The sequence below is a fragment of the Arthrobacter sp. MA-N2 genome (genome assembly GCF_000517125.1).
GTDB lineage: Bacteria > Actinomycetota > Actinomycetes > Actinomycetales > Micrococcaceae > Arthrobacter > Arthrobacter methylotrophus.
This window is the reverse complement of the sequence record NZ_KI912155.1, coordinates 2,015,510-2,035,854: the sequence shown is the minus strand read 5'-3', so window position 1 is coordinate 2,035,854 and position 20,345 is coordinate 2,015,510. Positions and strand designations below refer to the sequence as shown.

Annotated in this window: 17 protein-coding genes and 1 riboswitch; of the genes, 7 read left to right on the top strand and 10 right to left on the bottom strand. The window is 64.3% G+C overall.

Annotated features, from left to right (window positions below):
- Positions 1-95: 95 nt before the first annotated feature.
- Positions 96-671, bottom strand: coding sequence for a helix-turn-helix domain-containing protein (locus A3M3_RS0110245; protein WP_028266244.1), 576 nt, complete (start codon positions 669-671; stop codon positions 96-98).
- Positions 672-964: 293 nt separating this feature from the next.
- Between A3M3_RS0110245 and A3M3_RS0110240 the strand changes: the two genes are divergently transcribed.
- Complete coding sequence (locus A3M3_RS0110240; protein WP_028266243.1) at positions 965-2,497, top strand: sodium:solute symporter; 1,533 nt, start codon at positions 965-967, stop codon at positions 2,495-2,497.
- A gap of 126 nt (positions 2,498-2,623) precedes the next feature.
- A riboswitch (SAM riboswitch) is annotated at positions 2,624-2,743 on the top strand.
- 15 nt (positions 2,744-2,758) lie between these two features.
- Positions 2,759-3,082 (top strand): hypothetical protein, encoded by a 324-nt coding sequence (locus A3M3_RS28050; RefSeq protein ID WP_051423103.1) that lies wholly within the window; start codon positions 2,759-2,761, stop codon positions 3,080-3,082.
- A gap of 52 nt (positions 3,083-3,134) precedes the next feature.
- Here the strand turns inward: A3M3_RS28050 and A3M3_RS0110230 are convergent, their stop codons facing one another.
- Positions 3,135-3,323: a hypothetical protein gene (locus tag A3M3_RS0110230; protein WP_028266242.1), complete on the bottom strand. Its 189-nt coding sequence runs from the start codon at positions 3,321-3,323 to the stop codon at positions 3,135-3,137.
- Positions 3,324-3,559: 236 nt separating this feature from the next.
- Between A3M3_RS0110230 and A3M3_RS0110225 the strand changes: the two genes are divergently transcribed.
- From A3M3_RS0110225 to A3M3_RS0110215, 3 genes are all read left to right on the top strand, one after another.
- Positions 3,560-4,801 (top strand): integrase catalytic domain-containing protein, encoded by a 1,242-nt coding sequence (locus A3M3_RS0110225; protein ID WP_081736900.1) that lies wholly within the window; start codon positions 3,560-3,562, stop codon positions 4,799-4,801.
- A gap of 154 nt (positions 4,802-4,955) precedes the next feature.
- A complete protein-coding gene (locus tag A3M3_RS0110220; protein ID WP_028266240.1) occupies positions 4,956-6,119 on the top strand; it encodes a VIT1/CCC1 transporter family protein in 1,164 nt (387 codons plus the stop codon).
- 47 nt (positions 6,120-6,166) lie between these two features.
- Complete coding sequence (locus A3M3_RS0110215) at positions 6,167-7,081, top strand: matrixin family metalloprotease (protein WP_442853100.1); 915 nt, start codon at positions 6,167-6,169, stop codon at positions 7,079-7,081.
- Between the two features lie 301 nt (positions 7,082-7,382).
- On the opposite strand, the gene A3M3_RS0110210 is transcribed toward A3M3_RS0110215, so the two are convergent.
- A complete protein-coding gene (locus A3M3_RS0110210; protein ID WP_028266238.1) occupies positions 7,383-8,909 on the bottom strand; it encodes a purine-cytosine permease family protein in 1,527 nt (508 codons plus the stop codon).
- 109 nt (positions 8,910-9,018) lie between these two features.
- Between A3M3_RS0110210 and A3M3_RS0110205 the strand changes: the two genes are divergently transcribed.
- Positions 9,019-10,539, top strand: a complete 1,521-nt coding sequence (locus A3M3_RS0110205; protein ID WP_028266237.1) for a PucR family transcriptional regulator — start codon at positions 9,019-9,021, stop codon at positions 10,537-10,539.
- Positions 10,540-10,670: 131 nt separating this feature from the next.
- Here the strand turns inward: A3M3_RS0110205 and purU are convergent, their stop codons facing one another.
- From purU to glyA, 7 genes are read right to left on the bottom strand one after another with little or no spacing between them, the layout of a single operon-like run.
- Positions 10,671-11,570, bottom strand: a complete 900-nt coding sequence (gene purU, locus A3M3_RS0110200; RefSeq protein ID WP_035741596.1) for a formyltetrahydrofolate deformylase — start codon at positions 11,568-11,570, stop codon at positions 10,671-10,673.
- 2 nt (positions 11,571-11,572) lie between these two features.
- Positions 11,573-12,964: an L-serine ammonia-lyase gene (locus tag A3M3_RS0110195; protein WP_028266235.1), complete on the bottom strand. Its 1,392-nt coding sequence runs from the start codon at positions 12,962-12,964 to the stop codon at positions 11,573-11,575.
- Positions 12,964-13,608, bottom strand: coding sequence for a sarcosine oxidase subunit gamma (locus A3M3_RS0110190; RefSeq protein ID WP_028266234.1), 645 nt, complete (start codon positions 13,606-13,608; stop codon positions 12,964-12,966). The genes A3M3_RS0110195 and A3M3_RS0110190 overlap by 1 nt, the downstream gene beginning before the upstream one ends.
- A complete protein-coding gene (locus A3M3_RS0110185) occupies positions 13,601-16,546 on the bottom strand; it encodes an FAD-dependent oxidoreductase (protein WP_028266233.1) in 2,946 nt (981 codons plus the stop codon). The genes A3M3_RS0110190 and A3M3_RS0110185 overlap by 8 nt, the downstream gene beginning before the upstream one ends.
- Positions 16,543-16,857 carry a sarcosine oxidase subunit delta gene (locus A3M3_RS0110180; protein ID WP_028266232.1) on the bottom strand — a complete coding sequence of 105 codons (315 nt, stop codon included), beginning with the start codon at positions 16,855-16,857 and terminating at the stop codon, positions 16,543-16,545. The genes A3M3_RS0110185 and A3M3_RS0110180 overlap by 4 nt, the downstream gene beginning before the upstream one ends.
- A gap of 24 nt (positions 16,858-16,881) precedes the next feature.
- Positions 16,882-18,102 (bottom strand): sarcosine oxidase subunit beta family protein, encoded by a 1,221-nt coding sequence (locus A3M3_RS0110175; protein WP_028266231.1) that lies wholly within the window; start codon positions 18,100-18,102, stop codon positions 16,882-16,884.
- Positions 18,099-19,475, bottom strand: a complete 1,377-nt coding sequence (gene glyA / locus A3M3_RS0110170; RefSeq protein WP_028266230.1) for a serine hydroxymethyltransferase — start codon at positions 19,473-19,475, stop codon at positions 18,099-18,101. The genes A3M3_RS0110175 and glyA overlap by 4 nt, the downstream gene beginning before the upstream one ends.
- A 154-nt stretch (positions 19,476-19,629) precedes the next feature.
- Here glyA and A3M3_RS0110165 point away from each other — a divergent pair, with 154 nt between their 5' ends.
- On the top strand, positions 19,630-20,301 hold the full coding sequence (locus A3M3_RS0110165) for a GntR family transcriptional regulator (protein WP_028266229.1): 672 nt from the start codon (positions 19,630-19,632) through the stop codon (positions 20,299-20,301).
- The last annotated feature ends 44 nt before the right edge of the window (positions 20,302-20,345 follow it).

The window sequence follows — 20,345 nt, the reverse complement described above, 5'->3', positions numbered from 1 at the left end:
TTCATTTCGCGCAAGTAACACGCCGGAGCCGTGGGTTAAATCCTGAAGTCGCTCAGGTTTCCGATGTGTTAAGCGCCGGGTGGCCGCGGCCAACCTCAGCGGCTGGCTGCGGGCACCAGGATCCAGAGCACCTCAACGGGCTCGTCCGTGGGATTGACCCAGGTGTGGGGTTCGCGGCCCGGGAAGGACAGCGTGTCTCCCTCCTCGAGCTCGTATTCCTCGTTTGTAAGGATCAACTTGATGCGTCCCTTGACGACGTGCAGGACATCGACGTCGCAATCAACGGCGTAAAGCTCGGATTCTCCCCGACCGCGGGGCTCGATGGATGCCTGCAGAATCTGCAACCGCCGTTCGGAGCGGGCGGTCAGGAGCCGCTCCACGATCCCCTGGCCACCAAGCGAGATCCGCGGACCGTCGTCGCGGCGGGTCAGGTGCGTCTCGGGAGCCGCGAAAAGATCGCCAATGGACACGGAAAGGACTTGGCAAAGGGTTACCAGGGATGCGACCGAAGGCGACGTCAGGTCCCGCTCCACGCGGCTTAGGAACCCCTTGGTGAGGCCCGTGGCGTCCGCAACCTGCTCGATGGTCAGCCGCTGCGACTGGCGGGCGGCACGGATTCTGGAACCGATGGCAACGGGTATGTTGCTCGGTTCAACGGGGAGAGCCTTCATTCACGAACCTTTCAGGCCGTTTCTGCGGCCCTGTCATTGCAGCAATAGTATCCGGAGCAGCCATCCAATAGGCCTTCCGGGGCGCCGGGGCGTCCCCCGGCGGCAGCGACATCTTGACTGTTACTCGCATCACTACGTATCCTCATAGGCAACAAGTGTTGTTTGTGAGTTACACGTCACAGGCCGCTTTCCCCAATCACTAGCGCAGGGACCTTCTGCAAGCCGCGAGGAAATCAAGCGGAACCGCCGTCGGAATCCCTGGAAGCCCTGCGCATCACCCTCAGGAGCCAACCGTGGACTCTTCGTTCATCAATATTGCGATCGTGGTGGTGTACCTGCTTGCCATGCTGGCCTTCGGCTGGTGGGGCAAATCGCGCACCAAGAACAACAGCGACTTCCTGGTGGCCGGACGCCGCCTCGGTCCGATGCTCTACACCGGCACCATGGCCGCAGTGGTCCTCGGTGGTGCATCAACCGTTGGCGGCGTCGGCCTCGGCTACAAGTTCGGCATCTCCGGGATGTGGCTGGTAGTGGCCATCGGTTCGGGCGTGCTCCTCCTGAGCCTGCTCTTCGCCGGCACCATCCAGCGTCTGAAGATCTACACCGTCTCCCAAATGCTGAGCCTGCGTTACGGCCAGCGCGCCACGCAGACGTCCGGCATCGTCATGCTGGCCTACACCCTCATGCTGTGCGCCACGTCCACGGGCGCCTACGCCACCATCTTCGTTGTCCTCTTCGGCTGGGAACGTTGGCTAGCCATCGCCGTCGGCGGTGCAATCGTCCTGGTCTACTCCACCATTGGCGGCATGTGGTCCATCACCCTCGCCGACCAAGTGCAGTTCATCATCAAGACGGTTGGCATCTTCTTCCTCATGCTGCCGTTCGTCCTCAACGCCGCAGGCGGCTTCGACGGGATCCGCGCCCGCGTTGACGCCAGCTTCTTCCAATTGGACGGCATCGGAGCCCAGACCATCATCACGTACTTCGTGGTCTACACCCTTGGCTTGCTGATCGGCCAGGACATCTGGCAGCGCGTCTTCACTGCCAAGACCGCCACCGTGGCCCGTTGGGGCGGTGCCACTGCAGGTATCTACTGCGTCCTGTACGGCGTCGCCGGCGCCCTGATCGGCCTGGCCGCCCGGGTTGCCCTTCCCAACATCGACGTCAAGGCCCTCGGCAAGGACGTGGTCTACGCCGAAGTGGCAACCCACATCCTGCCGATCGGCATCGGCGGCCTCGTCATGGCCGCCGCAGTCGCCGCCATGATGTCCACCGCCTCCGGAGCACTCATTGCCGCAGCCACGGTGGCCCGCGCCGACGTTGTGCCGTTTGTGGCCAGCTGGTTCGGCAAGACCATCAACACGAACGACAGCGAAAACCCCGAGCACGACGTCAAGGCCAACCGCTACTGGGTCCTTGGATTGGGTGTCGTGGCCGTGTTGATCTCCATGGCGGCGCAAGACGTCGTGGTGGCCCTGACCATCGCCTACGACATCCTGGTGGGTGGCCTGCTGGTGGCCATCCTGGGCGGCTTGATCTGGAAGCGCGGCACCGGCATCGCCGCAGCGTGGTCCATGGCAGTCGGTTCCGTCCTGACCTTGGCATTGCTGATCGCCTACACCACGGGAATCATCCCCAGCGAAGACGGCGTTTACGCCAACGATCCCATCTACTGGGGCCTCGGCGCCTCGCTGGTCATCTACATCGTCGTCTCCGTGCTGACCCCTCCCACGGACCCCGAAGTCCGCGCAGCCTGGGACCGTCGCGTTGCAGGAGCGGCCGCGGAAGAACTCCCCTTGGAAGCCCACCCGGTAGCCATCCACTAAGGATCACAGAGTTAAGCACGACGGCGGTGCCGCACCTTCTCGGCGGAGGATGCGGTGCCGCTGTTTGTACCGGTGCCTGTGCCGCAGTCATACCTGTACAGAGTCATACCTGTACAGTAGGAAGAGCTTCAAGAGATGTGGCGCCAAGCTCCGACTTGCCACACGCCAACCCCATGTTCACGGGTGGTTCGGATGAAGAAGCGGCCCGATCCGGACCAGAGACAACCGAACGGGCAAGAGCAACTCCACCAGGAGAAGGCAATGCCTTTGGAAACCGGCGGCGCTACCGCCACAGTCAGCCACACCACACAGCCAAGCCCCGTACGCGTCCCGCGCGTCCGTCGGGTGGACGAGTTCGTCCGGGTGATTCCCGGCGTCGACCTGTCCCAAGGCTCCATCACGTTCGTGGTGGATGGCCATCTTGAACGCCATTGGCATCACGAGCCGCGACTCATCACCGAAGCGCTGTCGCAAGCAGTCCAGCCTGCGCGCTGGTTCCCGGCCACGCGGAAACTCACCCTCACGGTGGCGGCGACCGGTCACCGGGCAGGCGTGCAACGGCACTTCATCCTGAGCGCGTTTTAGCCACCTTTTAGCCCCTGCCCAACTGGGCGAAGCGGCGCCCGCCTCCTCAGGCCTATTCGAACTCTTCGTCCTCGCGGTGTTCGTCGGCGTCTAGCGGGACCACCCGTTCATCGTCGTCCAGGACCTCGGGTTGTTCCTCCAAGTCCTCGTCCACCTCCAGGTCCTCGCTGTAGTCGTAGCCGGGATCGGCCTCGACCGTGGGACGATCCGGGTGTCGGGCGTGGGTCTCGGTGCTGTCCATGGTGCAACCTCCGTTCGACGTGCCGCTGAGCCCATCGCGCAAGCGGATCAGGCAGCCAGTCACCACGCCGCCGGCGCCCCTTCGTGGACCCTGTCCATCCATCCCAGCACTGCCCCATCCGGTGGTCAAGGCTTCGCGTTGACTCATAAAAAACCTCCGCGTAGCCGCATACGTTGCCTCATGGGAAAAGGTCCGGGAAGGGTGGCCGCGGAGATCCTTGAGGGATGGGATTGACGATGGGTGAACGCAAAGCCGTGACGAAGCACCTGGCCGAGTCCTACCGGGCCGGTGACCGGGCCAGGAAGGGGCGGATCCGGGATGAGCTTGTCGAGCTGACCGGCTGGCACCGGGACCATGCGCGGGCGGTTTTGCGGCATGCGCTCGATCCGCCGCGGCCACGGCCCGTCAGGCCGGGACGCGCCCCGGTGTATGGGGCCGACCTGCAGGACGGTCTCGTGCTGTGCTGGGCGGTGCTACGGGGCCCTGCGGGCAAGCTGCTGGCCCCCATGCTGCCGGATCTCGTGCCGATGCTGCGGGCAGAGAAGGTCCTGGACATTACCGACGGGCAGGCAGCGATGCTCGCCCGCATGAGTGCGGCGACCATTGACCGGCGGCTGGCCGGTCAGCGGGCGAAGCTCCTGCCGCATGGCCGGTCCCATACCAAGCCCGGATCTTTGCTGAAGTCCCAGATCCCGATCCGCACCTGGGCCCAGTGGGACAACGCTGTGCCGGGTTTCGTCGAGATCGATCTGGTCGGCCACGAGGGCGGCGCCGCGTCCGGGCAGTACTGCTTCACCCTCACGGTCACCGATATCGCTACCGGGTGGACGGTGAACCGGTCCGTGCCGAACAAGGCACAGAAGCACGTCTTCGCGGCCCTGCGGCACGTCCTGGCGGTCTTCCCTTTTCCCGTCATCGGCATCGATTCGGACAACGGCAGTGAGTTCATCAACAACGAACTCTTCGAGTTCTGCCTCGAGCACCGCATCACCTTCACCCGGTCCCGCCCGAGCAACAAGAACGACGGCGCCCACGTCGAACAGAAGAACTGGTCCAGGGTCCGTGAGCTTGTCGGCTACCTGCGCTATGACACCGCCGCGGAACTGGAGCTGCTCAACGAGATCTGGGAGCTGGACCGGATTTTCACCAACTACCTGCTGCCCCAGCAAAAGCTCATCGCCAAGGTCCGCCACGGAGCCAAGGTCAGCAAAACCCACGACCGGGCGACGACCCCGCACAGGCGCGCCGTAGCAGACCCCGCCGTGGCACGGATGCCCGTGATCCGCATGAACGCCCAATACAAGAAGATCAGGCCGGCCGCGCTCTCACGGCAGATACTGGCCCTCACCGGCCGGCTTGAAGCCATCGCCACCGCCAAACAACCGGCACCGATCAAACCCGCTGTGAACGAACGATGGAACCACACCAGCCGGAGGTTTTCACATGAGGCAACGAATCAACCTTCCCGGAGGTATTGACGTGAGGCAACAGGGGCTTCGCTGAAGCCTCTCCGTTTTTAAGGCGCACCTAAAATATCCGCTGAGGATCACCAGCCGAAAAACCGCGAAAATTGGGGATAAAGTGGACATGCAACGAGGCGATGAAGCCCGCCCCAGCAACCCAGGAGTCCCGGTGCATCCGCACGCAAAAACCCCGCATTCAGACAGTCCGGCAGACTCAAGCAGTCCATCGCAAGACGCAGAAGCCACCAAGACGCAACCTTCGTCGTCGGACATCAAGCGCTGGCGCCAATACTTGGCGGACGAACGCGCAGAGGCTGCCGTATACCGTCAGCTGGCGCAGCGCCGGGATGGCGAGGAACGCGAGATTCTTCTGGCCCTTGCAGAGGCCGAGGGACGCCACGAGGCACACTGGCTCAAGCTCCTCGGTGAACATGCCGGCATGCCCAAGGCGGCTTCCACCCGCAGCCAGATGCTTGGATTCCTGGCCCGGAACTTCGGATCAGTGTTCGTTTTGGCCCTCGCCCAACGCGCAGAAGGCCGCTCGCCTTACGCGAAGGATCCCGCGGCAACCCGCGCCATGGCCGCTGACGAACAAATCCACGAAGAAGTGGTGCGCGGACTGGCAACGCGCGGCCGCAACAGGCTTTCCGGCACCTTCCGCGCCGCAGTCTTCGGCGCCAACGACGGCTTGGTCAGCAACCTCTCCCTCGTGATGGGCATGGCGGCCACCGGCGTGCCCGCCACCGTGGTCCTCTTCAGCGGCATCGCCGGCCTGTTGGCGGGCGCCCTGTCCATGGGTGCCGGCGAATACGTCTCGGTCCGCTCGCAACTGGAGCTCCTCAGGGCCACCCGTCCCACCCAAGCGACGTTGACCGCAGCTCCGGCCCTGGACATCGAACACAACGAGCTGGTCCTGGTGTACCTTGCCCGGGGCATGTCCCGCGAGGCCGCCGAACACCGCGCCGCCGAACGCATGGGCCTCTACAGCTGCGATTGCGATCCCAGCCTCTCGCTCCGGCCCGAAGCGGATGAACCCGTGAACGAGCACGAGGCCGTGGGCTCCGCTTGGGGTGCCGCCATCTCCAGCTTCTGTTTCTTCGCCTCCGGGGCCATTGTGCCGATCCTGCCATTCATCTTCGGCATGACGGGCTTCGCTGCACTTGCCGTAGCCGGTACTCTGGTGGGCATCGCGCTTCTGTCGACCGGCGCCGTCGTCGGGCTGTTGTCCGGAACCTCGCCGCTGACCCGCGGCCTCCGGCAGCTCGCCATCGGGCTCGCCGCGGCCACGGCCACATACGGGCTGGGGCTCGTCTTCGGCGCCGTGATGGGGTAGGAACACCGGCCCACTGGGGTGCCGGGAGCAGGGATTTGGGGGAACACGTGCATTCAAACTACGGGTACGACGGCGGTCCGCCGCCCAGGCGTCCAAGTACCGCGCTGGCGCTGGTCCGGAACCTGATGCTCGTAGCAGTCGTTGCAGCCGTGGCCGTGCTGGTCAGCGGTTTCCTGCGGGGCGACCCTGGTATCACCGGCTTGCTTTCGAACCTGGGTCCTTCCGCCCACCCCGTAAATTCCAGGCAAGGCACGGATCCGGGGCAGGCGGCACCAAGAGCCACCCGCGCCCCCGACACCCCGCCTCCCGGCTTGGAAGAAGCAGGCCACCCACTTGGCTCCCCTGCCAAACCAGCTGTAGCCAGCAACTCCTACAAGTTCCTGGCGACGAATGCCGATGGCACGCCCGTGAGCTATTCTCCGTGCCGGCCTTTGCACTACGTGGTGAACGCGGCTCTCGCCCCGGCAGGCTCCGAGGGGCTCATCGCCGACGCCATCGCCAAGATCTCTGCGGCCACCGGCTTCAAATTCGTCGACGACGGCGCCAGCAAGGAAAGTCCTTCCGAGAAGCGCATGCCATACCAGCCTGCGCTCTATGGAGATCGCTGGGCACCCCTGCTGATTTCCTGGACCACCCCCGAGGCTGCCCCGGGATTGGCAGGATCGGTCATCGGCACTGGCGGAAGCACCATGTACAGCTTCGGCTCGGGCCTCAAGAGCTACGTGACGGGGAGCCTGGACCTGGACGCCCCGCAGATTATGGAACTCCTGCATGTCCCCGGCGGTGCCCGATACCTGTCGGCCGTGGTGCAACACGAACTGGGCCATGTAGTGGGCCTTGACCACGTGGAGGATCCAATCCAGCTCATGTACCCGGAGATCGGCGCCCCTGATGGTTTGGCAGCCGGAGACTTGAACGGGCTCTACAAACTCCACTCTGCTCCCTGCCGCGCCGACCTTTAGCCCGCATCCGCCGCGCCCACCACTGGACATGCCCAGCCAACCCGCCGCGCCCACCACTGGACATGCCCAGCCCTAGGTTCAAGCAGTGGACATATGAGTACTATGTCCACTGCTCCTAGCCAAGGCTGGGCATGCTCAACGGGATTACAGGGTTATGCTCACTGCTGTTGGTTAGGGCTGGGCGATGGTGCAGGATTCAGCGCCGACGTCGAAACTGAAGGACGCCGCGGACTTGAAGCCTTCGGGCCAGGTGATCAGGCGTGTCTCGTCAGGGAAGCCTCAGTGGTCATCGGGTTTCCATTCAGTCGCTGACCAGATTGGCAACGGCACCGTCCGCGAGCAGCGGCGACGCAGTTGCGGAAGGTGCGGTGGCCGTGGAAGCCACCGGCAAGTATCGGGCATGCACCCGCGGGCCCAGTGCGCCGTAGACGCCAGCGGCAACAAGTCCGCCCGCCAGCCAGGACAGGTCAATTCCGCCCATGGCCGTGGCGATGGGGCCTTGCATGATTGGCAGGACGCCGTACATGAACAGCCAAGTGGCGAAGATGCCCACCACTAGTGCGGTGAGTCCGGCCCAGTTGAAGGCCGGAAGCCGCCGGGTGCCCACGGGATCGAAGAGGCGCTCGACACCAACCGGACGACGTTTGTCCACCCACAGGTAGTGCACCAGCATGATGCCTCCCCATGCGGCCACCCATGCCACGAGCCCGCCGAGCCACGTGCTCAGTGTCGAGGCGAAGTCCGACTGGACGATGAAGAATACGACGCCGATCAGGGCCAGGATCCCTACAAAGAGGTTCAACGAACGGCGCTTGGCCTTGATGTCCAAGGCCTGGGCGGCGACGGAAAAGGTGTAGATGTTCAGGATGTTCGTTGCGATGGGACCGTGCAGCACCAGGAAAAGCACCGGGATGGCCAGGACGCCGAAGTTGTCGACGATCAGGTGGCCGGGGTCGGCCGTACCGCTCTTCGTGGCAAGGCTGGCGCCAAGGATGCCGAGCCATACCACCGGCAGGAACTGGCCGAACACGGAAGCGAGGTAGACCTTGTGCTTCGGAACGGACTTGCTGACGAAGCGTGAATAATCGGCCGCGTAGGTGAACCAGGTGATCCCCCAGCCGATGCCGATCACGGTCATCACGGTGGTCATGGCGGCGATTCGCGCGCCGCCTTCAAGGACAGCACCGGGAGGGCCTGCGTAGCCCCAGTCGATATTCATGCCGAACCAGGAGAAGGCGGACATGGCGATCAGGACCACGATGGTTGGCGGGACAGTCCACTTTTCAAACGCCGCGATCGCCTTGTAGCCGAACCAGGCGATGGTGACCTGGGCTGCCATGATGACGAAGGCCACAATGATCTTTGGCCCCACGTTGGGCTGCTCCGGGTCGACCATGCCCAGCTTGCCGAGGAGGGCCATCACCAGATCCAGGATGATCCAGGTGTTGACGGCGCACCAACCGATTCCAAGGAGGGCTTGGATGGCGCTCGGGAGGTAGTTGCCACGGCGGCCGAAGACAGCGCGGGCGAGGACCATGCCGGTGGCTCCGGTCCTTTGTCCCAAAAGGACAAAGATGCCAAAGAGTGCCATGCCGATCAGGTTTCCCACCACCAGGACAGTGACAGTATCGGCAAAACCCAATCCAAGCTGGACGCCGAGGGCCCCAAGGACCCAGTTGATGGGGGCAAGGTTCGCGCCGGCCCAGATCCAGAATTGCCCCGCTACGCTGCGGGTGCGGGCCGATTCGGGAATGGACTGCAGGTTCTGCTCGACGTCGGTCTGCGCCGTTGCAGCCCCTGGCGTCGCAGTGGATAAGTTCTCGTGCATTGGGGGGATCCTCCATGTAGGAAAGGGACTACTTCAATGTATGTGCCCCACATCACAAAACCAAGATACGATGTGTACGATATTTAGCCGAAATTAGTTACGGAGTGTCATGTCATTACTCCTTTCCGACGCCTTCGAACACGAGAGCCTGAAAGCAACTGAGCCCGTCCTGCGGACGGATGTGCCCGAGGCCCTGTCCCGGCAACTCCGCTGGGTCCATTCGAGCGAAGTGCTGGACATCGCTCCACTGCTGCGCGGCGGCGAGCTGCTACTGAGCGGCGGGCAGGCCCTCGCCCTGGCTTCCGAGGAACGGCGCGTGGACTACGTCCGGCAACTGGCCGACCGCGGGATCACCGCGTTGGCCATCGAAACGGGCCCGCTCCTGCCCGCCATACCGGAATCCATGCTCGACGCCGGCCAGGACGCCGGGCTTCCGATTATCGAGTTGCGCAAGGTGGTCCCGTTCGTGGGCATCATGCAAGCCATCAACTCTCTCCTGGTCAGCGAATCGGTGGCCCTATTGCAGTTCGGAGACGAAACGAGCCATGCCATGGCGGCAGAACTGGCTCATGGCGGCGGACTGGACCAGCTCCTCGCCGTGCTGGCGAGCCGGACAGGTGCCAGCGCCAGGCTGCTCTCGCCGTCGGGCATCACGTTGGGAAGCGCGACGGCGCAGGGCGCCGCACTGGAGACCACGTCACCGTCCTGCAGTGTCACCACAGTCGATGTCCCCGTCCGCGGCGTACTGGCCGCCCGCCTGGAGTTGGAAGTGTCCGACGGCGGCGAGACCAACCGCGCGCGGGTAGCCGGCGAGCGTTGCGTCGACATCCTCGGCTTGGCGTTACTGCAGCGCATGCCGCCCGGACTCAAGGAGCTCGCGGGCATAGAACTCATGCGGGCCATCAGTTCGGGCACCCAGTCATGGCGCCTCCAACAACTGGGGCCTGCCTCCGGCTTTACCGCCAGCGGTCCGGTTGCCGCCGTCGTCGTGCGCTCACCGGCGTCAGGTCAACTCCGAACTGAGCTTGACAGCATCCTGCACGACGCAAGCCCGCAGAGCGCGAGCTACGCGGACAACTCTGAATTGATCGCATTGGCGGCGCTCGCCCCGTCCGAGGCAGTGGCTTCGCGTTTCTCGCTCGTGCAGGCACTGAAAGCCTTGCCCGTCCCGGACGGCTCAATCATCGCCGTCGGTCCCTTGGCACAGGGAATCGGCGAGGCGCCTTGGTCCATGGCCGAGGCACGCCGGACGCTTGAGCTGATGTCGAGTGCGGCACTCGGACAGGGAGAGGGGGCAGGAACCGGAAGCGGCGTGGTCGATGCCGAGGACTTCGCGGTGGAGCGCTTGGCGGAAGGAAGTCTCGACCGGACCACGCGTGAGGGATTTGTGCGACGGCAGCTGGGGGCCGTCGTCGAGCATGATGAGCAACGCCGTTCGGAGCTGATGCGGACGTTGGCAGTGTGGCTCGATACAGGTTGCAATACGGCGCAGGCGGCACGGGAACTGCACTTGGAACGGCAGTCGATGCATCACCGGCTCCAAAGGATCTTCGAGCTGTGTGGTGGGGACCCCCGGGGAACGGGCCGGCTGGCCGCCCTTCATCTGGCAACCCGCCTGGCCCGGCTCTAGACGGAGCTGATGGGGGCCTTCATGCACGGGCGCATCACCCATGACGGCCTGGTCGATTACTGAAAACACGAAAAGGACTGAACGGCCCACCGTTTGGTGAGCCGTTCAGTCCCTGTTTTTTCATTCATTCCCTACTTGAGCACCACGGTCCTGTTCCCCTGCAGGATGACGCGGCCTTCGCAGTGCCAGCGCACGGCGTTGCTGAGGGCTTTGCATTCGGTGTCGCGACCGGCTGCCACAAGGTCATCTGGACCGAAGGTGTGGTCCACCTCGACCACTTGCTGGGCGATGATCGGCCCTTCGTCCAATTCCCCGTTGACGTAGTGCGCGGTGGCACCCACGGTCTTGACGCCTCGCGCGTAGGCCTGGTGGTACGGCTTCGCGCCTTTGAAGCTGGGCAGGAACGAATGGTGGATGTTGATGGCCCGGCCGTCCAGCTTGCGGGCAAGGTCGTCGCTGAGGACCTGCATATAGCGCGCAAGGACCACCAGTTCAACGTCGAGGCGATCGATGAGGTCAAGGAGTTGCCCCTCGGCCGCCGCCTTGGTGTCCCGGGTGACGGGCACGTGGAAGAACGGAATGCCGTGCCATTCGACGGTCCGCCGGTGGTCCGGGTGGTTGGAGACGACGCCGACAATGTCGACGGGCAGTTCCCCCACGCGGGCCCGGAACAAGAGGTCGTTGAGGCAGTGCTCGAACTTGGAGACCATGATGAGCACGCGCCGCTTGGCTCCGTGGCGGTTCAGCTCCCAGCGCATGCCGAACTTCTCGGCAACAGGGGCAAAAGCCTCCCGCAGCGAGTCAATCGTCGACTCGTCACCTTCCGATGCGAAATGGACCCGCATGAAGAAGTGGCGGTCCATTTGAGAGTCGAATTGCTTGCTGTCAATGATGTCGCAGCCGTGTTCCAGGAGGAAACCGGAAACAGCATGCACGATTCCGCGCGTTTCCGGGCAATCGAGCGTCAGGACATGTTCCACGGTGGTAGCCGGCAGTGTCGCCGCAACGGTTTCGTTTTGGGTCGCAGTCATGGCTAGCACTCCACCACGTTGACGGCGAGGCCTCCGCGGGAGGTCTCCTTGTACTTGCTCTTCATGTCCGCTCCTGTCTCTCGCATGGTTTTGATGGCTTTATCCAGGGATACTTTGTGGCTACCGTCGCCGTGCAAGGCGAGGCGCGCGGCATTGATGGCCTTGACGCTGGCGATCGCGTTGCGCTCGATGCACGGGATCTGCACCAGCCCGCCTACCGGATCGCACGTGAGGCCGAGATTGTGTTCGATGCCCACTTCCGCAGCATTCTCCACTTGCTCGGGAGTGCCTCCGAGGACCTCGCAGAGGCCGGCGGCGGCCATCGAACAAGCAGAACCCACCTCGCCTTGGCAGCCGACTTCGGCGCCGGAAATGGACGCATTGATCTTGAACAGGATCCCGACGGCGGCCGCGGCGAGCAAGAAACGGACCACGCCGTCGTCGTCGGCTCCTGGTACGAACTTCGCGTAGTAGTGCAGCACTGCGGGCACAATGCCGGCCGCCCCGTTGGTGGGTGCAGTGACGATGCGGCCGCCCGCGGCGTTTTCCTCGTTGACGGCCAGGGCGAACAGGTTCACCCATTCCATGGCGAGCAGCGGGTCGGCCGAGCTTGACCCTTGCAGACCGGCGTCGGTGGCAGCGAGGGTCTTGAACAACGACGGCGCCCGTCGCCTGACGTTCAAGCCTCCCGGGAGGATTCCTTCCGCAGCGCAGCCGTTGTCCACGCATTCGCGCATGACGGCCCAGATCTGTAGCAGCCGCTCGCGAAGTTCGGCTTCGCTGCGCCACACGAGCTCATTGGCAAGCATGACGTCGGAAATGGACATGTCCTCCCGTGCGCAAATCGCGAGGAGCTCGTCTGCGGTGGTGAAAGGGTACGGCAGCACGGTGTCGTCGGCGACGACTTTGTCGCTCCCGGAAGCATCACCGTCCACTACGAACCCGCCGCCAATCGAGTAGTAGCTGCGTTCGCGCAGCACTGCGCCAGTATGGTCGATTGCCCGGAAAGTCATGCCATTGGGATGCGCGGGCAGGGATTTGCGCCGGTGCAGGACCACATCGTCGTCCCAGTTGAAGTCCACGCGGTGGTGTCCGCCGATCCTCAATTCAGCGTCAAGGGCCGCGGCGGCAACCTGGTCATCCGCGGTCTTCGTGTCGACCGTCTCCGGCACCTGGCCTTGCAGGCCCAGAACCACGGCCTTGTCCGAACCGTGGCCGCGGCCGGTGGCGCCCAGCGAGCCGAAAAGCTCTGCCTGGACGCGCACCGTTGCCGCGAGTTGCCCGGAGGATTCCAGGCCATCGGTGAACTGCTTCGCCGCCCGCATCGGGCCGACCGTGTGCGAAGACGACGGCCCGATGCCAATGGAAAACAGGTCAAGCACACTCAGTGCCATCAGGGGACCTCAGGAGAGGCGAATTCCCTCATGCCATCAAGCAGCCAACGCCCCAGGAAGTCGGCGAACGAAGCCCGCGGGAAGATCAGGAAACTGTCTTCTCCGGTCTTCAGCAGCATCGCCGGGATGTTGCCGATTTCCGTCGCCAGAGCTGTTCCGGGGCGGAAGGCGCGGGGGTGCAGGTCCAGCGAGCAACCCTTTTCAAGGACGTCCCGGGCACGGATCCCGGACAGCTCGAACGTGGTGCGGTTGGCAGACAAGTCCACCACCTGGCCCTGGTCCTCGCCCAGCGCCTCCACCAAGGCCCGGACAAGGTCTCCGCCCAGGGAATCGTGCGCCATTTCCGGTGCCACCACCAGGAATTCTTCCGGGCCGAGCCACAAAGTCGTGGCCCTTTCGGTTCCGGTGACCTCACCGCAAGCGGCCGGCAGGCCGCCGGTCACGGACGCGAGGCGAGCTCCGGCGTCGGACTCCCGGTTAACCCGGATACCCACCATGGTCTGGAACGGGATTTCCTTCAATGCCACCGTTCCGGCCACGGAACCGGACTCGAAAGCCGATGCCAAGTGCGATGCCGGGCTGCGGCGTGCCGCACGGAGTTTGTCAGTGTTTACGGTTTCTGCGGGTGTTGCTGTTTCAGCCATCTTTACGGGTCCCTTCAGCGTCGAAAAGTACGGTTTCGCCCACAACGACGTCCAGCAGCTGATCGCCGACGGCGGCCACCAGAGTTTCGCCGATCCTGTTGCGGCCGTTGGTGATCAGTGCCAGGCCGAAAGAGCGGCCCAAGGCGGCACTGTGGTAGCTCGAGGTCACGAAGCCCTGCATCGGTACGGGGCCGTAGGCCGGGTTGACCGGAATGCCCTTTTCCACGAGCTGGGTTCCTTCCGGAAGACGGAGCGAGTGGTCCGCCGGGAGGACACTGACCAGGTGCTTGCGGTCGGTACGGACGGCGTCCTCGCGGTTGTAGGAGCGTTTGCCGATGAAGCCCTTGGCCTTGGAAACGATCCACTCCATCCCTGCATCCTGCGGGGTCACGGTGCCGTCCGTGTCCTGACCGACGATCGGGTAGCCCTTCTCGGCACGCAGCACGTGCATGGTTTCGGTGCCGTATGGCGTGATGTTGAACTCGGCTCCTGCCGCAGCAACGGATTCCCAGGTGCTGAGCCCGTACCAGGCAGGCACATTGATTTCGTAGGCCAATTCGCCGGAGAACGAAATCCGGCAAATCCGAGCCTGCACGCCAGATGCCAGCGTGGTTTCCCGGAACGTCATGAACGGGAACGCTTCGGCCTCCAGGCCGCCGTCGGCCGCCAACTGCGGCGCCACCTTGGCGAGTACCGCGCGGGATTTGGGTCCGACGACGGCAATCGTGGTCCACTGCTCGGTCACCGAGGTGCAGTGAAGGTCGAGTTCCGGCCATTCGGTCTGGTGCCACTCCTCGAGCCAGTCCAGGACCTTCGCTGCGCCGCCGGTGGTGGTGGTCATGAAGTAACGTCCCTCGTCGAGGCGCAGGGTCACGCCGTCGTCGAAGATCATGCCGTCCGGGGTGCACATGACACCGTAGCGCGCCGAGCCGGGGGCAAGTTTCTTGAACGCGTTGGTGTAGATGCGGTTCAGGAATTCGCCGGCATCCTTTCCACGGATCTCGATCTTGCCCAGCGTGGTGGCGTCCATGAAGCCCACGGAATCCCTGACCGCGGCGCATTCACGGAGCACGGCTGCGTCCATGTCCTCGCCTGTTTGCGGGTAGTACCACGGCCGCTTCCACTGGCCGACGTCCTCGAAGAGCGCGCCCTGGGCAACGTGCCAAGGGTGGACGGAGGTGACGCGGGCGGGATCGAACAGCTCGCCGCGCTGGCGTCCGGCCAACGCTGCGAAGGCCACCGGGGTGAACGGGGCCCGGTACGTAGTGGTTCCGATCTCGCCGATGCCGCGGGGTGCCTCGCCAGCCTGGTTGAGGGCCGCGGCGATGACGCCGATGGCGTTGACGCCGGAGGTCTTGCCTTGATCGTTGGCGGTGCTGATGGAGGTGTACCGCTTGACGTGTTCCACCGAGCGCATGCCGGCCCCGGTGGAACGGAGCACGTCAGCCACGGACTGGTCGCGCTGGAAATCAACGAAGTGGTGGTGCCACTCCCCCGCGTTTCCACTCTGGCCCGGAACGAGCCACAACTGGCGGGTGGGGGCGGAGGCAACCGGTGCCTTCGGCACGACGGGAACCGTCTGGGTGCTGAATCCTGCGGCGATGGCTGCAGCTGCACCGGCGGATACGCCTTCGCCGAGGCAATCCTCCAGTTCGTAGCTTCCACGGCCGGCGCCGACGACCTGCTGGTCCTTGACCACCGAGCTCGGTACGAATCCGGCCAGGTCCTCGTCCCAGCGTGCCTTGCCTTGGCGCTGGCTGTGGAGGTGGACCACGGGGCTCCAGCCACCGGAAACGGCCAGAAGATCGCAAGCGATGCGTTCGACGCCGGAGGTGACTTCGCCGTCGTCGTTGAGGCTTCGGACGGTGACGCCGTCGATCCGGCCGTTCTCGCCCGCACCGGACGTATCGGCGACAGCACTCCCGACAAGGATGCGAATCCCGCTTTCGGCGGCGGCAGCAGCCTTGTCGCTGAGCTTCGGACGGGCGTCGACGACGGCGGCGACCTTGACGCCGGCGGCCAGCAGATCGGCGGCGAGCAGGTAGGCCGAATCGTTGGTGGTGCCGATGACTACCCGGCGCCCGGCGGCGACGGCGTAGCGGTTGAGGTAGCTCCGGACGGCCGAGGCGAGCATTATGCCGGGGCGATCGTTGTTCTCAAACACAAGCGGACGTTCATGCGCGCCGGGAGCCAGGACAACCTGCTTGGCACGGATGTGCCAAATACGCTGGCGGGAGACGCCGTCGGCGGCCGGGGTGCCGAGGTGGTCCGTACGGTTCTGTGCCGCGATCACGTAGTTCGCGTCGTAGGAGCCGAAGGCGGTGGTGCGGTTGAGGACGGTGCATTCGGCGGCAGAGACAAGCTCGGCCTCCACGTCCGCGATCCATTCCAAGGCCGGCTTGCCCTCGATAACCTCGCCCAGTTCCGGATCCGTGGAAACGGAGAGGAGCGAGCCCCCGAGTTCGGGCTGGTCATCGATCAGGACGACGCGGGCGCCGGTGCGGACCGCTTCGCGGGCTGCCGCGAGACCGGAGACGCCGCCGCCGACCACCAAGACATCGGTGTGGACGTATTTCTTGTCGTATTCGGCGCGGTCCTCGTTGGGATCCAGCTTGCCGAGGCCGTTCAGGAACTCAGCGCTGAGCCCGTCCACGAGGGACACGGCGGTCGCGGGAAGCATCGACTCGGCGACGTGGCCCGGGAAGCGGGCGGCCACCTTGACCAGGGCGTTGGATTCCTCCACGCCAGCGGACATGATGCCGCGGGGGCGGTCCTCGTAGAGGGAGTTGCCGACGTTGATCCGGCCGTTGGCGAGCAGTGCCGAAGCAAGTGTGTCGCCCGGGTGTCCGGTGTATTCCTGGCCGTCAACGGTGAACCGCCAGGCGATGCTGCGGTCGATGCGGCCGCCGGTGGCGAGGCGGGCGTTCTGCGGGGTCACTTCTTTGCTCCTTCCGGAGTGGTGGCTGCGGTGGTGTTCACATCAGGGCGCGGTTCGCCCATTTTGTAGATGGCCTGGATGTCGTAGCTGACAGTGTCACGGAGCATGTTGAACCATTGGCGGCAACCCGTGCTGTGGACCCAGCGTTCGGCGAAGGCACCTTTCGTGTTGTCGCGGTAGAACAAGTACTCGGCCCACTGGCGATCCGTCAGCGCATCCGGGCTTTCCGGATACGCCACGTGGGCCTGGCCGCCGTAGTGGAATTCGGTTTCGTCTCGTGGCCCGCAATTGGGGCAGCTGATGAGCAGCATTGTTGGTCTCCTAAAGGGCTGCGGCTAGTGGGCGACGGCGGCGGCGCCGTGTTCATCGATCAGGGCACCGGTCTCGAAGCGTTCCAGTGCGAAGGGCTTGTTGAGCTCGTGCGGTGCGCCGGTGGCGATGGTGTGGGCGAAGGTCAGGCCGGCAGCGGGCGTGCCCTTGAAGCCGCCTGTTCCCCAGCCACAGTTGACGAACATGTTCTCCACCGGGGTGGTGCCGATGATCGGCGAGGCATCCATGGTGGTGTCCACGATTCCACCCCAGGTCCGGAGCACGTGGGCCCTGGCGAAGATCGGGAACAGTTCGACGGCGGCAGCCATCTGGTGCTCGATCACGTGGAAGGAACCGCGCTGGCCGTAGCCGTTGTAGGAGTCCACGCCGGCACCCATGACCAGTTCGCCCTTGTGCGCCTGCGAAACATAGACGTGCACGTGGTTGGACATGACCACCGTGGGGTGGACGGGCTCGTGCAGTTCGGATACCAACGCCTGGAGCGGGTGCGACTGGATCGGGAGGCGGAAACCGGCCATTTCGGCGAGGACCGAGCTGTGGCCCGCCGCGGCGAGGCCCACCTTTTCGGTGTGGATGGTGCCTTGGCTGGTCTTGACGCCCACCACACGGTTGCCTTCCTTGAGGAAGCCCGTCACTTCGCAGTTCTGGATGATGTCCACGCCGAGCTCATCGCACTTCCGGGCGAAGGCCCAAGCGACATGGTCGTGCTTGGCGATCCCGGCGCGCGGCTGGTACGTGGCGCCCATGACCGGGTAGCGGATGTTGTCGCTGATGTTCAGGATGGGGCAAAGTTCCTTGACCTGCTGCGGGTCCAGCCATTCGGCGTCGACGCCGTTGAGCTTGTTCGCGCCGACGCGGCGGACGCTTTCGCGGACGTCACCCAGGGTGTGGGCGAGGTTCATGACGCCGCGCTGGCTGAAGAGGAAGTCGTATTCGAGCTCCTCGGGCAGGATTTCCCACAGCTTCAAGGCGTGCTCGTAGATTGCGGCGCTCTCGTCCCAAAGGTAGTTGGAACGGATGATGGTGGTGTTGCGGGCCATGTTGCCGCCAGCAAGCCAGCCCTTTTCCAGGACGGCGATGTTGGTCATCCCATGGTTCTTCGCCAGGAAGTACGCGGTGGCCAAGCCGTGGCCGCCACCACCGACGATCACGGCGTCATAGGAAGCTTTGGGCTCCGGGTTCCGCCAAAGGAAATCCGGGTGTTCCGGCAGGTGGTCTGCGCTCATTGGGTTGCTCCAATCATTTCTGTCTCGAGTTCGGTGACCGCGGCGTCGCTGCCGGGCTTACTGCTGTCCTGGGAAAGATGCGGGTAAAGGGGGAACTTCTCCGCCAGCGCGGTGACCCGCGCGCGGAGCTCGACGACGGTGTTGTCGCCAAGGGTGCCGGCATCGTTCGTGCCGCTGGATGCGGCGGCGATGAGCGCCGTCGCGATGATGTCGGCTACCTCGATGAATTCCTCGGCCCCGAAGCCGCGGGCGGCGAGTGCCGGGGTGCCGATCCGGAGACCGGAGGAAACCATCGGCGGCCGGGGGTCGAAGGGGACCGCGTTGCGGTTGACGGTTATCCCGATGCGGTGAAGCGTGTCCTCTGCCTGTTGGCCATCCAGTTCGGAGTGGCGCAGGTCGACCAGGACCAGATGGACATCGGTGCCACCGTTGACCACTGAAATTCCTGCTGCAGCGACGTCATCTTTGAGGAATCGCTCCGCGAGGAGCTTCGCGCCTTCCAGGACCCGCACTTGGCGTTCCTGGAACTCAGGCTCTGCCGCCATCTTGAATGCGACCGCCTTGGCCGCGATCACGTGCTCCAGCGGGCCGCCCTGCTGGCCGGGGAAGACTGCACTGTTGATTTTTCGTGCGTACTTCTCCTTGGAGAGGATCACCCCGCCGCGCGGACCGCCGAGGGTCTTGTGGGTGGTGGTGGTTACGACGTCGGCATACGGCACCGGGTTGGGGTGGAGGCCTGCAGCGACGAGGCCGGCGAAGTGGGCCATGTCCACCATGAGGTATGCATCCACGAGGTCGGCGATGCGACGGAATTCGGCGAAATCCAGGTGGCGCGAATACGCGGACCAGCCGGCAACGATCAGCTTCGGGCGGTGCTCAAGGGCCAGGGCTTCGACCTCAGCCATGTCCACGCGGAGGTCGGATTCGCTGACGTGGTAAGGGATGACGTTGTACAGCTTGCCGGAGAAGTTAATGCGCATGCCGTGGGTCAGGTGGCCGCCGTGTGCGAGGTCGAGGCCCATGATGGTGTCCCCCGGCTCAAGGAGGGCGAACATGGCTGCGGCGTTGGCCTGGGCGCCGGAGTGCGGCTGGACGTTCGCGGCCTCGGCACCGAACAAGGCCTTGACGCGGTCGATGGCCAATTGTTCGATGACGTCCACGTGCTCGCAGCCGCCGTAGTAGCGCTTGCCCGGGTAGCCTTCCGCGTACTTGTTGGTCAGGACCGATCCCTGCGCCTGCATGACCGCGGCAGGTGCGAAGTTTTCGGAGGCGATCATTTCCAGCGTGGACTGCTGCCGGATGAGTTCCTGGGCGATCGCTTGTTCAACCTCCGGGTCCGCCTCGATGAGTGGACGGATCAGCGGTTCAACCATCGTGTTCTCCTTTGAAATACTTATGTTTACCGACTAATAATCAACTGATATATTAGAACTGTTGCCATAGTATGTTGAAGATCACACAGCCGTCAACAGCCCGGCAGCACGGGAAGAGCCAGACTTGGAATTGCGGCACAACGGGAGAGAGCATATGAGCACGGCATTGGAAGCACTAGACACCGGCATCCAGGGAACGTCCTTGGCTGACAACGCCTACCTGCTCTTGCGCGACCGGCTCATCATGATGGAGATCAAACCCGGAGACCCCATCAATGACGGGCAGATTGCCGCGGAACTCGGCATCGGACGAACACCTGTCCGCGAGGCAATCAAACGGCTCGAAAGCGACCACTTGGTGGTGTCCTATCCCCGCCGCGGAACCTTTGCCACCGGCGTCGACATCACCCAACTGGCGGATGTCTCCGAAATCCGGGAGCTGCTCGAGCCCTTGGCATCAAGGCGGGCGGCCCGCTTGGCAAGCCCCAAGCTGCGCCAAGAGCTGCGTGACGTCGCTGCCGCCATCAGCAGCCTGGAAACCCACGACGCCGCACAGCAGGAACTCATGCGCTACGACATCCAGGTGCACCGGCTCATCTACAAGGCCGCCGGCAATCCGCATCTGGAAGACGTGTTGATCCGCTACGACAACCTGGCGACACGGATTTGGTGCTACATGCTGGACAAAATGCCTTCCGTATCAGGCCACGTCACCGAGCATGCCGAACTGCTCACCGCCATCGCAGACGGCCAGGAAGACCAGGCGGCCGCGCTCGCCCTGCACCACGTGGTGAGTTTCGAAGAGACCATCCGGAAGGTGCTCTAGCCCCGGGCATGGCGCTAGCCGTCCTTCTTCCAGTGCTTGGGCCA